Source organism: Nocardia sp. NPDC056064 (assembly GCF_042266925.1).
In the GTDB taxonomy this organism is placed as follows: domain Bacteria; phylum Actinomycetota; class Actinomycetes; order Mycobacteriales; family Mycobacteriaceae; genus Nocardia.
Map to the genome: position 1 here is coordinate 2,240,866 of NZ_JBHJWO010000001.1, position 13,913 is coordinate 2,254,778.

At 70.9% G+C, this 13,913-nt stretch carries 14 protein-coding genes; 6 read left to right on the forward strand and 8 right to left on the reverse strand.

The window, feature by feature from the left end:
- Window positions 1-8: 8 nt before the first annotated feature.
- The 3 genes from nrdI to ACFC06_RS10245 form a co-directional block, all read right to left on the reverse strand.
- Window positions 9-479: a class Ib ribonucleoside-diphosphate reductase assembly flavoprotein NrdI gene (nrdI, locus tag ACFC06_RS10235; protein ID WP_375929450.1), complete on the reverse strand. Its 471-nt coding sequence runs from the start codon at window positions 477-479 to the stop codon at window positions 9-11.
- A gap of 22 nt (window positions 480-501) precedes the next feature.
- The gene (gene nrdH / locus ACFC06_RS10240; protein ID WP_375929451.1) at window positions 502-735 is read right to left on the reverse strand and encodes a glutaredoxin-like protein NrdH; all 234 of its coding nucleotides are present in this window, start codon (window positions 733-735) and stop codon (window positions 502-504) included.
- A 391-nt stretch (window positions 736-1,126) separates the two neighbouring features.
- Entirely contained in the window at window positions 1,127-1,696 is a 570-nt protein-coding gene (locus ACFC06_RS10245; RefSeq protein ID WP_375929452.1) for an NAD(P)H-dependent oxidoreductase, read from the reverse strand.
- Window positions 1,697-1,789: 93 nt separating this feature from the next.
- Between ACFC06_RS10245 and ACFC06_RS10250 the strand changes: the two genes are divergently transcribed.
- Both ACFC06_RS10250 and nadE read left to right on the forward strand, forming a co-directional pair.
- On the forward strand, window positions 1,790-2,449 hold the full coding sequence (locus ACFC06_RS10250; protein WP_375929453.1) for a TetR/AcrR family transcriptional regulator: 660 nt from the start codon (window positions 1,790-1,792) through the stop codon (window positions 2,447-2,449).
- Window positions 2,450-2,455: 6 nt separating this feature from the next.
- On the forward strand, window positions 2,456-3,280 hold the full coding sequence (gene nadE, locus ACFC06_RS10255; RefSeq protein ID WP_375929454.1) for an ammonia-dependent NAD(+) synthetase: 825 nt from the start codon (window positions 2,456-2,458) through the stop codon (window positions 3,278-3,280).
- Between the two features lie 6 nt (window positions 3,281-3,286).
- Here the strand turns inward: nadE and ACFC06_RS10260 are convergent, their stop codons facing one another.
- The 3 genes from ACFC06_RS10260 to moaA are packed head-to-tail and all read right to left on the reverse strand — an operon-like array spanning window position 3,287 to window position 4,942.
- The gene (locus tag ACFC06_RS10260) at window positions 3,287-3,646 is read right to left on the reverse strand and encodes an iron chaperone (protein WP_375929455.1); all 360 of its coding nucleotides are present in this window, start codon (window positions 3,644-3,646) and stop codon (window positions 3,287-3,289) included.
- Between the two features lie 2 nt (window positions 3,647-3,648).
- A complete protein-coding gene (locus ACFC06_RS10265) occupies window positions 3,649-3,891 on the reverse strand; it encodes a MoaD/ThiS family protein (RefSeq protein ID WP_375929456.1) in 243 nt (80 codons plus the stop codon).
- Entirely contained in the window at window positions 3,884-4,942 is a 1,059-nt protein-coding gene (gene moaA / locus ACFC06_RS10270; RefSeq protein WP_375929457.1) for a GTP 3',8-cyclase MoaA, read from the reverse strand. Before moaA ends, ACFC06_RS10265 begins: the two co-directional genes overlap by 8 nt.
- 142 nt (window positions 4,943-5,084) lie before the next feature.
- Between moaA and glp the strand changes: the two genes are divergently transcribed.
- The 3 genes from glp to ACFC06_RS10285 are packed head-to-tail and all read left to right on the forward strand — an operon-like array spanning window position 5,085 to window position 7,748.
- Window positions 5,085-6,287 (forward strand): gephyrin-like molybdotransferase Glp, encoded by a 1,203-nt coding sequence (gene glp, locus ACFC06_RS10275; RefSeq protein WP_375929458.1) that lies wholly within the window; start codon window positions 5,085-5,087, stop codon window positions 6,285-6,287.
- Window positions 6,284-7,324, forward strand: a complete 1,041-nt coding sequence (gene moaCB, locus ACFC06_RS10280; RefSeq protein ID WP_375929459.1) for a bifunctional molybdenum cofactor biosynthesis protein MoaC/MoaB — start codon at window positions 6,284-6,286, stop codon at window positions 7,322-7,324. The genes glp and moaCB overlap by 4 nt, the downstream gene beginning before the upstream one ends.
- Window positions 7,317-7,748 (forward strand): molybdenum cofactor biosynthesis protein MoaE, encoded by a 432-nt coding sequence (locus ACFC06_RS10285; RefSeq protein ID WP_375929460.1) that lies wholly within the window; start codon window positions 7,317-7,319, stop codon window positions 7,746-7,748. The genes moaCB and ACFC06_RS10285 overlap by 8 nt, the downstream gene beginning before the upstream one ends.
- On the opposite strand, the gene ACFC06_RS10290 is transcribed toward ACFC06_RS10285, so the two are convergent.
- Window positions 7,745-8,782 carry a CobW family GTP-binding protein gene (locus tag ACFC06_RS10290; RefSeq protein WP_375929461.1) on the reverse strand — a complete coding sequence of 346 codons (1,038 nt, stop codon included), beginning with the start codon at window positions 8,780-8,782 and terminating at the stop codon, window positions 7,745-7,747. The two genes, ACFC06_RS10285 and ACFC06_RS10290, sit on opposite strands and share 4 nt — an antisense overlap.
- A 145-nt stretch (window positions 8,783-8,927) precedes the next feature.
- Between ACFC06_RS10290 and ACFC06_RS10295 the strand changes: the two genes are divergently transcribed.
- Complete coding sequence (locus ACFC06_RS10295; protein WP_375929462.1) at window positions 8,928-9,926, forward strand: hypothetical protein; 999 nt, start codon at window positions 8,928-8,930, stop codon at window positions 9,924-9,926.
- Here ACFC06_RS10295 and ACFC06_RS10300 read toward each other — a convergent pair whose 3' ends face one another.
- A complete protein-coding gene (locus tag ACFC06_RS10300; RefSeq protein ID WP_375929463.1) occupies window positions 9,927-13,811 on the reverse strand; it encodes an N-acetylmuramoyl-L-alanine amidase in 3,885 nt (1,294 codons plus the stop codon).
- Between the last annotated feature and the right edge of the window lie 102 nt (window positions 13,812-13,913).

Sequence of the window (13,913 nt, forward strand, 5' to 3'; positions counted from 1 at the left end):
GGCCTGCTCTAGACGGGCTGACTTGCCTGCCGGTGCTGTGGTTGCTGTTGCCAAAACAATCCCAATCCCTCTCGGACGCGCGCGACGTCCTCAGCGGTTCCCATGAGTTCGAAGCGATACAGGTACGGCACCCCGCATTTGCGCGAGATGATGTCGCCCGCAGCGCAATAGGTATCGCCGAAGTTCGTGTTTCCGGCCGCGATCACCCCGCGCAGCAGAGCGCGGTTGTGCGGGTCGTTGAGGAACTTGGCGACCTGCCGCGGTACGAGGTCCTTGTCGGGACGTTGTCCACCCATGACGTGCCGACCACCCCCGTAGGTCGGGGTGATCAGCACGTAGGGTTCGTCGACGCGCAGCGATTCAGCGGTGTGCAGTGGTAGCCGAGTGGCCGGGAGACCCAGCTTCTCGACGAAACGATGAGTGTTCTCCGAAGCGCTGGAGAAGTAGACCAGCCCGCCCGGAGTGCTCCGCTCGGGCATGGCGCCTCCTTCCGGCGAAGTCCTAGGCGGCCGCGACGGCGAGCGACTTGATGCGGTCGGGACGGAAGCCCGACCAGTGGTCCTCGCCGGCGACGACGACCGGCGCCTGCAGGTAGCCGAGCGCCATGACGTAGTCGCGTGCCTCGGCGTTCTCGGAGATGTCGATGATGTCGTACTCCACCCCGACCTTGTCGAGCGCCTTGTAGGTGGCATTGCACTGGACGCACGCGGGCTTGGTGTACACGGTGACGGTCATCTGGGTTCTCCCTCTCCTATGCCTGATCCACAGCCTGAGATCCGTATGCAAAGCACGAACGGTGATGCTGCGCAAACTCCTGGATCTGGCGAAGAAAGCCCTGCTCGTAACCCCTTCCCTTGGGCCCGATCAGTGGTGGCTTCACACCGTCTTCCAGTACCGAAGACACTACACCTAGTGGCCGACAGATTGGAACAACACAAGGTGTTGCGAGTCGCACAGATGTAATTCCCACGCGGTAAGTCCCAGGACGCGCGATCGACACGCTGGTGAAACAGTGGCCCAGATCACGATTTCGCATCTCGGCGAGTCTTCAGCAAACCCCGGGGACGGCGAAGGGGCGTCGCCTCCGCGAACGGATGCGACGCCCCTGTCAGAGCCGCAGGACAGCTTACGCGGTGACGACCACCGCGTCCGCCGCGGCCACCAGTTCGTGCACGATCGCGCCGAGCTGGGTCAGCGCCTCGGCGTCCTCGGCCGGGTGGGTCGCGCCGAAGCGCTCGCCGATGCCGCCGAACTGCGCGACGGCCGCCTCGACGACCACACCACCGGCCACGCCGACGGACTTGACGGTGTCGCCGTGCGCCCAGGCGGCGGCGTTCGGGGAGATCGACGCGCTCACCACGGCGACCGGCTTGCCCTTGATCGCACCGGCGCCGTACGGGCGCGAGGCCCAGTCGATGGCGTTCTTCAGCACGGCGGGCAGGGTGCCGTTGTATTCGGGGGTCACCAGCAGGATCGCGCCCGCCTCGGCGACGGCCGCGCGCAGCGCCTCGGCCTGCGCGGGCACCTGGCCGGGCACGTCGAGGTCCTCGTTGTAGAAGGGCAGCTCACCCAGGCCCTCGTAGATCGAGACCTCGGCACCCTCGGGCGCGGTCTGCGCGGCGGCCTCGGCCAGGCGGCGGTTGATCGAGCCCGCGCGCAGGCTTCCGACGAGAGTGAGGATGCGGGTCTCGCTCATGGCAACTCCTGGTGTACTCAGTAGGTGGGGATGTTTCGCAGATTCATCCGACAATAACCGGACCGAGGTCCGATTACTTCCCGCGGAGGACGTGTGAGCGGCGTGAGCTACGGCACACCGAAGTCGGACGAGCCGCCCTTGCTGCCGATCGGGCAGCTCCTGCCCGGCAGCGCCGAGCCCGTCGAGCGCGCCGACGCCGCCCGCAATCGCGCCCTACTGCTCGACGCGGCCCAGCAGCTGGTGCGCGAACACGGTGTCGACGGGCTGACGATGGACGCGCTGGCCAAGCGCGCGGGCGTGGGCAAGGGCACCGTGTTCCGCCGCTTCGGCAACCGCACCGGCCTGATGCTGGCCCTGCTCGACCACTCCGAGCAGAAGTTCCAGGCGTCGTTCATGTTCGGCCCCGCCCCGCTCGGGCCCGCCGCCGAGCCGGTCGACCGGCTGATCGCCTTCGGGCGCACCCGGCTGCTCGACATCGAGGTCGAAGGCGATCTGCACCGGGCCGCCGAGCAGGGCGACGCCCGTTTCGGCGGCGGTCCCTACGGACTGCACAAGGCGCACGTCCAGTTGCTGCTCCAGGCGGCCGGGGTGCGCGGGTCACTCCCCCTGATCGCCGACTCCCTGCTGGCCACCCTCACCGCGGCGCTGGTCACCCACCAGATCGACGCGCTCGGCTTCACCCGCGACCAGATCGGCGACAACTGGGAATGGCTCGTTCGCCGGGTTGTTTCGCCTGCCGCACAAGTAGAGTGAGACGGCATGGCGACACTGCGTGAACAGATCATCACCGAACTGGGTGTGCTGCCCGAGATCGAGCCCAAGCAGGAGGTCCGCCGCCGCGTCGACTTCCTCAAGGACTATCTGCGCAGCACCCCGGCCAAGGGCTTCGCCCTCGGCATCAGCGGCGGCCAGGACAGTGCGCTGGCCGGTCGGCTGTGCCAGCTCGCCGCCGAGGAACTGCGCGCCGAGGACACCGAGGCCACCTTCCTGGCCGTACGCCTGCCCTACGGCGTGCAGGCCGACGAGCACGACGCGCAGATCGCCCTGAACTTCGTCGACCCCGATCGCTGCGTGGTGGTGAACATCCGCCCCGGTGCCGACGCGGTGGCCGCCGAGGTGGCCGGTGCGCTCGATCACGAGCGGCTGCGCGACTTCGTGCGCGGCAACATCAAGGCCCGCGAGCGGATGGTCGCCCAGTACGCGCTGGCCGGGCAGGAGAACCTGCTGGTCGTCGGCACCGATCATGCCGCCGAGGCGGTCACCGGCTTCTTCACCAAGTTCGGTGACGGTGGCGTCGACCTGACCCCGCTCACCGGGCTCACCAAGCGCCAGGGCGCGGCGCTGCTGCAGGAACTCGGCGCGCCGTCGAGCGTGTGGTCGAAGGTGCCGACGGCCGATCTCGAGGACGACCGCCCGGCGCTGCCCGACGAGGAGGCACTCGGCCTGCGCTACAGCGAGATCGACGACTACCTCGAGGGCAAGGACGTGACGCCCGAGGTCGCCGAGCGGCTGGAGTCGATCTTCACCAATACCCGGCACAAGCGCACGGTGCCGGTCACCCCGCTCGACACCTGGTGGCGCTGAGCGTTCTCAGCAGCTGACACCCTCGCCGGACGCGGTGGCGCGCAGCAGTTCCCGGACCAGGTCGTAGTCCGGGTCCTTGCGGAAGCGCAGGCAGCCCTTGCCCATGTCGTGTCCGGCGAGCCGGTCGGCGAAGGCGTCGCGGACATCGGTGCGCAGCAGATAGAAGGAGATGTACTGCTTCTGGGCGGCGAAGGCGATCTCGCCGACACCGTCGCGCTGGTAGGCGGGCATGCCGTAGGCCATCACCTCGGTGAAACCGGGCAGCTCGGCCAGGCACAGCTCGCGCAGCCGGGTCAGGGCCGCGCGACGCTCGGGTGGGAGCTCGGCGAGGTAGGTCGCGACGTCGGTGGCGCGGCTCTGGACCACGCTCAGCCGCCCGCGAACGGCGGCAGCACGTCGACGCGTTCGACCAGCATGGCCGCCGGGTCGCGGGTGAGTTCGTCGCCGATGAGGAAGGCGCACACGCGGACCAGCGTGTCGACCTCGGTGCCGTAGGTGGCCGCCAGGGTCGCGCGCAGATCGGCGACGGTGGCGCCCACGGGCAGGTCGAGTGATTCGGTGTTCTTGCCGACCGCGTCGGCGATCGCGGCGAAGTAGCGGACCTCAACCACCGATGGCTCCCATCGTGCGTTCCGGGGGGACGAAGCCGGCGGCGTCGATACCGTGTCCGGCCCACTTCTGCCACATCGCGCCGCGCCACAGCTCGGCGACCTCGTCGTCGTTCGCGCCCGCCCGCAGCACGGTGCGCACGTCGAACTCCTGGTCGCTGAACAGGCACGAGCGCAGCATGCCGTCGGCGGTGAGGCGGGTTCGGTCGCAGTTGTCGCAGAACTTGCGGGTGACGGTGGCGATGATGCCCACCGTCGCCGGACCGCCGTCGACCAGCCATTTCTCCGCCGGGGCCGAGGGGTCGGCGCGGGCGGTGGGGGTGAGGGTGAAGCGGGTGCCGAGCACGTCGAGCAGGTCGGCCGCGGTGACCATGTGGTCGCGGGCCCATTCGTGGTCGGCGTCGAGCGGCATCTCCTCGATGAACCGCAGTTCGCAGCCCTCGGCGATGCACCAGGCCAGCAGGTCGGGCGCGCCCGCGAGGTTCTGCCGCATCAGCACGGCGTTCACCTTCACCGGGGCCAGCCCGGTGTCGCGGGCGGCGCGGATGCCGTTGAGTACCGATTCGAGGCGGTCGCGGCGGGTCAGGCGGGTGAAATCGAGGCGGTCGACGGTGTCGAGGGAGACATTGACCCGCGACAGGCCCGCCGCGGCGAGCGCGCGCACCCGGTGTTCGAGGCCGACGCCGTTGGTGGTCATGGCCAGCGGCGTGTCGGGCACGGCCGCGTGACAGCCCGCGACGATGTCCTCCAGTTCGCGGCGCATCAGCGGCTCCCCGCCGGTGAAGCGCACCTCGCGGACTCCGAGCTCGCGCACCGCCAGCGACACCAGGCGCACGATCTCGTCGGTGGTGAGCAGTTCCTGGCGCGGAATCGGCGGCAGGCCCTCCTCGGGCATGCAGTAGGTGCAGCGCAGCGAGCACTTCTCGGTGATGGACACGCGCAGATCGCGGGCGACACGGCCGAAGCGGTCGACGAGGAAAGGCGTGTCGGGCCTGCCGTCGAGGGACGGCAGCTCCGTTCGCACAGCGGGAATCCCCATCTCGACCAACGTCATCTCTCTAGTATGACCCGTAAGGCCCAGCACAATCGGTGCGGCGGGCCGATTGGTCGCGAACTCGTCAGCTCACCGCAAGCTACCCCGCGCGGTGAGCCACGCGCGCAGAACGCGCCGGTCCGGCGGCGATTAGGCTGGGACCATGACTCCCCGGCCCGCCACCGCGTCGGCCCGCAGCGTCGACGAGTACCGCGACACCGTCGCCGCGCTGCTGGCCCCGCTCGCCGACCGCCAGGACGAACAGGTCCCGGTACCCGGCGCGCTCGGCCGCGTCCTCGCCGCCGACGTGCTCTCGCCGATCGATCTGCCGGTGTTCCGCAACTCGGCCATGGACGGGTACGCGGTGCGCGCCGCCGATGTGGCCGTCACGCCGGTGGAACTGCCGGTCGCCGGGGTGATCGCCGCGGGCAGGGCGGGTCCGGAGCTGCCCGCCGGATCGGCGCTGAAGGTCATGACGGGGGCGCCCATGCCGCCCGGTGCCGACTGCGTGATCCCGGTGGAGGACGTGCAGGCCGGGCCGCAGCGGATCGTCGTGGAACGCGGCCGCGGGCGCGGTGAGTTCGTGCGTGAAGCGGGGACCGACGTACGGGTGGGCGCGCTGGTGGCGCGGGCGGGCACCGTGCTGGCGCCCCGGCACATCGCCGCGCTGGCCGCCGTCGGGCTGCCCACCGTGCCGGTGCTGACCAGGCTGCGCGCGGTGTGCCTGACCACCGGCGACGAGTTACGCCCGGCGGGCAGCGAGCTCGCGCCGGGACAGATCTTCAACTCCAACGGCATCGCGCTGGCCGCCGCGCTGCGGGCCGACGAGGTCGACGTGGTCGATATCGCGCACAGCACCGACGACCCGGCCCGGTTCATCGCCGCCCTGCACGCCGCCACCGCGGCCGCCGACGTGGTGTTCACCTCCGGCGGGGTGTCCAAGGGCGATTTCGAGGTGGTCAAGGACGTGCTCGAGCCGCTGGGCGGCACCTTCGGCTCGGTCGCCGTGCAGCCGGGCGGCCCGCAGGGCTACACCGTGGTCGACGGCGTGCCGGTGCTCAGCTTCCCCGGCAATCCGGTCAGCACGATGGTGTCCTACGCGGTGTTCGCGCGTCCGGCCATCCGGGCACTGGGCGGCCTGCCCCCGGCGCCGACCGGCGAGACCACCCTGCTCACCCCGCTGCGCTCCCCCGCCGGGCGCCGCCAGTTCCTCCGCGGCCTGCGCACCGACGACGGGGTCGAGGTGATCGGCGGTCCCGGCTCGCATCTGATCGCGGGGATGGCCTGGGCCGATGTGCTCGTCGACGTCCCGGCCGAGGTCACCTCGCTGGGTGTGGGCGCCCCTGTGCGAATCTTGTCGCTATGAGCGAGTTGTCCCACGTCGACGGCGAAGGCCGCGCACGCATGGTGGATGTGAGCGGGAAGGCCGACACCACCCGGATCGCCGTTGCCGCAGGGGAATTGCAGACCACGGCCGAGGTGATCGCGCTGGTGCGGGCCGACGGGATGCCCAAGGCCGATGTGCTCTCCACCGCGCGGCTGGCCGGAATCGCCGGTGCCAAGAAGACTTCCGAGCTGATCCCGCTGTGTCATCAGCTGGCGCTGTCGTCGGTGAAGGTGGAGTTCGGGTTCACCGAGACCTCCATCACGGTCGAGGCGACGGCCAAGACCACCGGGCCGACCGGGGTGGAGATGGAGGCGCTGACCGCTGTCGCGGTGGCGGGGCTGACGCTGCACGACATGGTGAAGGCGGTGGATCCGGCGGCGGTGATGAACGGGGTGCGGCTGGTCACCAAAGAGGGTGGCAAGCACGGGCATTGGGTGCGGCCGGAGAGTCGTCCCGCTGCGGTCGCGACGCCCGAGGTCACCCATGGCAACACCCCGGGTTCGATGACCGTTGAACCGAATGACGTTGACGCCGTGGCGGGTTCACCGAAGGCGGTCGTCGTGGTGGCGTCCACCCGCACCGCCGCCGGGACCCGCGATGACACCACCGGTCCCGTCCTCACCGAATGGCTGACCGCGCAGGGTTTCTCGGTGCGCGGACCGCTCGTCTACGCCGATGCGGAGATCGCGACCGGGCTGGCCGACGCGCTGTCCGGCGGGCCCGCGCTGGTCGTCACCACCGGCGGCACCGGTGCCTCACCCACCGACGCGACACCGGAAGCCACTCGCGCGGTGCTCGATCGGGAACTGCCCGGGGTCGCCGATGCCATCCGGCAGCGCGGCACGGCGAAATTTCCGCTGGCGGCACTGAGTCGTGGCGTGGCGGGCCTGGCAGGACGTACCGTCGTAGTGAACCTGCCGGGTTCCCCCGGTGGCGTGAAAGACGGCATCGCCGTGCTGGAACCGTTGTTGGATCATCTGCTGGCGCAGGTGGCCGGAGGAGGCGACCATGACTGAGCACGGCCTCGTCCGGCTGACCGCGATCCGCGAGGACGATCTGGACCCGATCGAGGTCGAAAAGGCCGTCGACGGACCGGAATTCGGTGCGGTGGTGGTGTTCACCGGCAAGGTGCGCAATCACGACGGTGGTCAGGCGGTCAGCGCGCTGGAGTACTCCGCGCACCCGCAGGCGGAACGCTTCCTGCGGCAGCTGTGTGCCGAAGTGGCTGCCGCCCATGATCTTCCGGTCGCCGCGACCCATCGCATCGGCTCGCTCACCATCGGCGATCTGGCGGTGGTGGTCGCGGTCGCGGCGCCGCATCGGGCCGAGGCGTTCACCGTCTGCCATGAGCTGGTGGACCGGATCAAACACGAAGTGCCCATCTGGAAGCGGCAGTTGTTCGCCGACGGGCTCTCCGAATGGGTCAACGCCTGCGGTTAGTCCACACTCGGGGTGTAGCGCCACACGCCGAGCATGGCCTGTTCGTCGGCGTGCGCCGGTCCGTCGACGGCGGTGTCGCGCAAGCGTTTCAGCGCCTGCTCGGTGTCGATTCCGGTGCCGATCAGCACCAGGGTTGATATCCGTCGTTCGCCGCGCGCCCAGGTGCCCGGGGTGAAGACGACGTGTCGGCCGACCAGGTGCACCTCGAATTTGCGGCGCTCGCCGGGCACCGCGAAGGATACGAATCCCTTGGCGCGGAACAGTCCTGGCGGTGGGTCCTCCAGGAAGGTGACCAGGGCGCGGGGGTCCAGCGGGTGCTCACTGGTGAACGTCACTGTGACGTAGTCGTCGTGGAGATGACGGTGGCCGGGTTCGTCGTGGTCGTGCTCGTCGAGCAGCGAGTCGAAACTCAGCTGCTGAGCCACCTTCGGGGCTTCCGGGGTGCGCTCGTCGAAGAGCAGACCGGGGTCGACCCGGCCGTGCGTCGTCGCGTAGACCGGCACCTGGCCGACCCATTCGCTCAGCTGCCCACGCAACTCGGCAAGGGCCTCCGGCGACACCCGGTCGGCCTTGTTCACCAGCACCAGATCGGCCAGGCGCAGGTGCGAGACCAGCTCCGGGTGTTGCGCGCTGGTCTGCCCGAACTGCTCGGCGTCGACCACCTCGACCAGCCCGCCGTACCCGATGCGCGGATTCGGGTTGGCGATCACCATCCGGATCAGATTGCGCGGCTCGGCCAGACCGCTGGCCTCCACCACGATCACATCCACCGCGCTGCGCGGCTGGGCCAACCGGCCGAACAGATCGTCGAGCTCGGAGACGTCCACCGCGCAACACACGCACCCGTTGCCCATCGACACCATCGCGTCGACCTGCCCAGCCACCAGCATCGCGTCGATGTTCACCGACCCGAAGTCGTTGACCACCACCCCGATGCGGGTGCCGCGATTGTTGCGCAGCAGATGGTTGAGCAGGGTCGTCTTCCCCGACCCGAGAAAGCCCGCGACTATGACGACAGGAATCACGCCGACCATGGTGCCACTACGCGGCGCCCACTCCCTCGGCCGGTGGACACCGACGATCTGGTCACCCGACCCGGCTACGGCACGTAGTCGACCTGGCCGCGCGCGTCCGTGGCCGCGTTCGCGCCGATTCCGGCCGTTGGCGGGATAGGGCTCGATGCGGCACCATGAGCCACCGCGTCGGCGAACGTCGATCGCAATGCTGAAAAGGGGGGACATGGGGATGCCGTACGGCGAAGCCTCGTCGGTGTGGGAGCGGCTGTTTCCCGTTCCGGACGACGTGGCCGATCCGACGATCGCGGCGAGTTTGCGCGCCCGATGGCCGCTGGTCGCGCGTGATCTCGGTATCGCTTTCGTTCTTCTGCCCGTGGGGTCGGCCGCGCTCGGAACCGTCGCGTGGTTCACCACGCCCTCGGCGCTGATCGCGGTGCTGTTGTCGTTGATGAATCTGCTGGTCATGGGTGCTGCGCACGGGTGGGCGATCCGGTGGGTTCGTGGGCGGCTGTGGCCGGCCGGGCGGTGGCCGATGGGTGCCGTCGCCTATCTCGGGCAGTGCGCGATGGGTGTCGTGGGGCTCACGGTCGGCGCGCGAGTCGGCGACGGGTCGTGGCTGCCGGTGTGGCCGATCCTGCTCGGTCTGCTCGCGGCGTTCGCCTCCGCGCTGGTTTCCCAGCTGGCGCGGAAACGGATCTACGCGGCAGGCACGGCGCATCTGGCGGAGTCGGATCAGGAGATCCTGATGCGGATCCAGACCTATGAGCATCGGCATCGATTCGGGGAGAACCCCCGACGGCACGGGACATACAACGTGCAGGTCGCACTGGTGGGTGACGTGATCGTCGTGCGTGCGCACGATCGGCTGGGGCGGCAGATATCGGGGTACCCGCCGCAGATCACGACCTTGCTGCGCATCGAGTTGCGCTATGTCGCTGCGGTATCGGTGCGACCGTATCCCCCTGATCAACGCGGCTACCGCTGGTTCCAGCTGCCCGACGGACGGCCGCTGCACGCGAACGACACAGCGGCCGTCGTGGTGACGACCGCTGTGCCGGGTCTGAGCCTGACCATCCCCGGTCCGGATGCCGAGCTGAACGCGGAGCTGATCAGGCGGCGTATCCGGTGGTACGCGGGGTACGGGTTTCCGCGTATGCCGTGATCACTTCGTCGGGCCGAACACCACGCCCGCGAGGGTATAGGCGAGGTTGATCAGCTGGCTGGTGGCGGCGCTGTTGTCCATGCCGAGAGACTGGGCCATGGGCATCAGCAGGTTCATGATCGTCATCACCGGGCCGCCCAGCGAACTGCTCAGTGAGCTGACGTCGGGGAGTGATTCATCCGGTGTCGCCTGGGACTTCGGCGTGGTACCACGCTCGCGCGGGGTGGGCGCCGGAGCCGAAGGTGCTCCCGGCGGCGCGGTGCGGACGGGCACCGGTTCGCCGATCGGGGCGCGTGCCGGGGTCGGGCCGACCGGAGTCGCCGGGGAAGTCTGCTTCGGCGGAACCGGAGGGCGCGGCGGCCCTGCCGGCTCGGAGTTCGCCGGGGCGGGGTCACCCGTGGTCGCCGGGGTGGGATCGCCCGTGGTCGCCGGAGCCGGGCTCGGCGGGTCGGACGGGACGGAGGTCGTCGTCCGCGCGGCACCGGTACTCGGTGTGGACCCCGGCGCTGCCGGAACAGAACCCAGATCCGCCGGAACCGAACCCGGCGCGGGCACCGAGCCCAGCCCGGGAACCGGAGAACCAGGCGCGGAACCCGGCACCGGCGCCGAGTTCGCTCCCGCCGACGGAGCGGTGCCGGGAACCGCGCCCGCCCCCGGAACAGACCCGAGACCAGCCGGAGGAACAGCACCGGGCGTCGGCACAGCATCCACACCGGGTGCCGGGACCAGACCCAAACCCTGGGCCGGAGCAGCGCCGGGAATGCGGGCGGTGTCGGGTACGGCGGACGGGACAGCGCTGGGCGTGGGAACCGCGTTCGCGCCGGGTGCCGGAACCAAACCCTGGGCCGGAGCAGCGCCCGGAGTGGTGGCGGCGTCAGGCACGGCGGAGCGGCCGGCGCCGGGCGTGGGAACCGCGTCCGCACCGGGAACCGGGACCAGACCTGCGGGCGCACTCGGTGTGGGGACAGCATCCGCGCCCGGCACCGAACCGAGACCCGCCGGCGCACTCGGGGCGGGAACCGCGTCCGCACCGGGAACCGGGACCAGACCTGCCGGCGCACTCGGGGCGGGAACGGCATCCGCACCCGGCACCGAACCGAGACCCGCCGGAGGGACAGCGCCGGGTGTGGGAACGGCATCCGCGCCGGGAACCGGGACCAGACCCAGGCCCTGGGCCGGAACGCCGCGCGGGGCCGGAGCAGCGTGCGGCGTCGCCGCCGGAACCGACGTCGTCGTCCGGGCGGCACCGGTGCTCGGCGCCGAATCAGGAGCGTTCGAAGGAACAGCTTCCCGGGTGGGAGCGGTGGCTTCGCTGGGTGCCGGCGTGGAATCGGGCCCGGCAGCGGGCGCCGAATTCGGGGCCGTACCCGGAGCGGGAACGGCGTCAGCCTTATCCGGGACCGCGTCGGTCTCTCCAGTCGCGGTGCCGGCGGCGCCCTGCGCCGGCGTGCCATCGACCTTGCCTTGACCGGGTGCGATGCCAGCCTGGCCCTGCGCCGGTATGCCGTCGGCCTTGCCTTGATTGGGTGCGGTGCCAGCCTCGTCCTGCGCCGGTGTGCCGTCGACCTGGCTCTGAGCGGGTGCTGTGGTGGTCTGTCCATGACCCGGCGCCGTAGCGGCCTCGTCCTCACCGGGTGCCGTGGCACCCTGCCCCTGACCCGGCGCGGTGGCGCCATTGCCCTGACTCGGCGCCGTAGCGGCGTTGCCCTGGGCGGGTGCGGTGGCGGCATTGCTGGGATCGGTGCCGTCGGCCTGAGCGGGGGTGTCGTCGTCGACCTGGGTGAGGATGGCGCCCATGCCTGGATGCGAGCCGAGGATCATCGCGGCGGCAGAAGTCGCTACCGATCGTTGACCGCGCGCGGCAGCAGGGAGGGCGCCGGGGGTGGACGCGGAGTCTGTTGCCGAGGTGCCGTTCGGTTCGGGTGCGTCTGCCGAGGCGGCATCGGGTGCCGGTACATCGGCCGGACCAGCCTCCGTGCCAGGTGCCTCCGCCGGACCAGCCTCCGTGCCAGGTGCCTCCGCCGGACCAGCCTCGGTGCTCGGCTCCTCCGACGGAGAGGCCGCGGGCTTCGGTCCATCCGACGGAGCGGCTTCGGCCGCCCGAGCATCTGCCGGTGCGTCCTGCCGTGCCGGGGCGTCTGCCGGGGCGTCTGCCGCCGCGTCTGCCGGTGCAGCGTCCGGTGCCGGGGAGCTGTCGGTGTCGGGGGCCGGGTCGACACCGTTTTCGGGGGTCGGGTCGGCTGTGCCTTCCGGGGCGGCGGGTGGGGGCGGGTTGTCGCCGGGGATGGTGAGGCCACCGGTGGAGCCGGTCGGGGGTTTCGGGGCGATGGGGGACGGGCCGTTGGTGGCCGGGTCCGGTTTCTTCTCGCCGGGGATGGACAGGTGGCCGCTGGAGCCGGTGGGCGGCTTCGGGTCGTCGGCGACCGGGCGGCGGACGGCGGCGAACAGGCTGATCGGTGCGGCGGCAGGGGCCTCGGCGGCGGGGTCCGCGGGGGCGGGGTCCTCCACCGGAGCAGGGGCCGGGTCGTCGGCCGGAGGGGCGGGGACCGGTGCGTCCGCTGGAGCGGGGGCCGGGTCTTCCGCCGGAGCCGAATCAACGGGGGCAGGAGTGTCGGACGGAGCGCCCTGGTCAGACGGCGACGCGCCCTGGTCGGCCGAGAGCGGGGCTGCGGGGTCCTGTTCCGGTGCGGGGGCAGCGGCCGGGTCCGGCGATGTTGGGTCAGTCCCCTGCGCGGGGGCACCGGCCGAGTCCGACGGTGCCGCATCGGCGCCCTGTGCGGGGGCACCGGCCGAGTCCGACGGTGCCGCGTCTGCGCCCTGTGCGGGGGCACTGTTGGGCTGGCCGGGGGCCGGAGAGCCGTTGGAGTCCGCGGCGGGCGGAGCAGCCGGGCCCGTGCTGTCGGTGGGCGCGCCCGCAGGCCCGGTGCCCTCAGGGGAAGCGGTTCCGGGCTCGGTCGGAGCGGCACCCGAGTCGGCGGGCTCCGAAGAAGCGGCACCGTCGGTCGACTCCGTGCCGTTCGCGGTCGCGCCGGGGGCGGTCGGTTCCGCCGAGCCCGCGGCCTGGTCCGGTTCCACGACCGGAGTCGTCCCGGCGACGGGTGCGTTCATCAGGAAGCCCACCACGCCGGTGGCGATCGCTACCGCGTGCTTCAGCTGTCCTTCGCGCGATTCCAGCAGCGCCGCGTCCTCGGCGTTGGCGCCGTTGCCCATCTCGACGAAGACCAGCGGGATATGGGTGAGCGCGGGGCCCGCGATATCGGCACGGGTCTGCAGTCCCTCCTGGACACCGGCGTAGGTGGCCGAGGCGAAACCGGCGGCGCGGTAGGCGTCGCGCATCGCGGCCGAGGCCGCCCGGCCCGCGCCGGACTGCGCGTGCTCGGCGGCGGTGTCGGGGATCGGCAGTTCCGGGACGATGAGGTGGAAGCCGCTCAGGTCGGCGGGTGCGCTGTCGGCGTGGATGCTCACCGCGATCTGGGCGCCCGACGCGTTGGCCGCGCGGGCCCGATCGTCGACACATCCGCCCCAGCCGGAGTCGTCGTCGCGGCTGAGCACCACCTCGGCGCCCAGGGCCTGCAGCGACGCCTTGACCAGCTGCGCGACCTCCCAGTTGATGGTGTGCTCGGGGATGCCGTGCAGCGAGGTCATGCCGGTGGTCTGGCAGTCCTTGGTGCCGCCGCGGCCGTCGTCGACCTGGCGGCTGAGATTCTCGGCGTGGTCCGATCCTTGATGACCGGGGTCGAGGAAGATCGTCTTCCCGACCAGTCTGTCGGCGGGCTGCCCGGGTGGCGCCGCGTGGGCGGTCACGGGCATCAGCCCGGACAGCGACACCACGACCGCGGCGGAGACAGCGGAGCAGAGACCGGCGTTGATGATGTTTGGTTGCATATGTTCGGTCGGCACCCCGGGACCGGAGCACCCCTCCCTTCCCATTGGTAACACCAAACCCACTGGTTCACTCTTGCAACGAGCGTTACCGCAGATCAAGCA

Bases quoted from the DNA above. Each gene is read 5' to 3' on its own strand.
- moaA (WP_375929457.1), bottom strand. From the start codon at position 4,942: ATGACGTTGGTCGAGATGGGGATTCCCGCTGTGCGAACGGAGCTGCCG.
- nrdI (WP_375929450.1), bottom strand. From the start codon at position 479: ATGCCCGAGCGGAGCACTCCGGGCGGGCTGGTCTACTTCTCCAGCGCT.
- ACFC06_RS10245 (WP_375929452.1), bottom strand. From the start codon at position 1,696: ATGAGCGAGACCCGCATCCTCACTCTCGTCGGAAGCCTGCGCGCGGGC.
- ACFC06_RS10285 (WP_375929460.1), top strand. From the start codon at position 7,317: ATGACTGAGCACGGCCTCGTCCGGCTGACCGCGATCCGCGAGGACGAT.
- glp (WP_375929458.1), top strand. From the start codon at position 5,085: ATGACTCCCCGGCCCGCCACCGCGTCGGCCCGCAGCGTCGACGAGTAC.
- moaCB (WP_375929459.1), top strand. From the start codon at position 6,284: ATGAGCGAGTTGTCCCACGTCGACGGCGAAGGCCGCGCACGCATGGTG.
- nadE (WP_375929454.1), top strand. From the start codon at position 2,456: ATGGCGACACTGCGTGAACAGATCATCACCGAACTGGGTGTGCTGCCC.
- ACFC06_RS10295 (WP_375929462.1), top strand. From the start codon at position 8,928: ATGCGGCACCATGAGCCACCGCGTCGGCGAACGTCGATCGCAATGCTG.
- nrdH (WP_375929451.1), bottom strand. From the start codon at position 735: ATGACCGTCACCGTGTACACCAAGCCCGCGTGCGTCCAGTGCAATGCC.
- ACFC06_RS10300 (WP_375929463.1), bottom strand. From the start codon at position 13,811: ATGCAACCAAACATCATCAACGCCGGTCTCTGCTCCGCTGTCTCCGCC.
- ACFC06_RS10290 (WP_375929461.1), bottom strand. From the start codon at position 8,782: ATGGTCGGCGTGATTCCTGTCGTCATAGTCGCGGGCTTTCTCGGGTCG.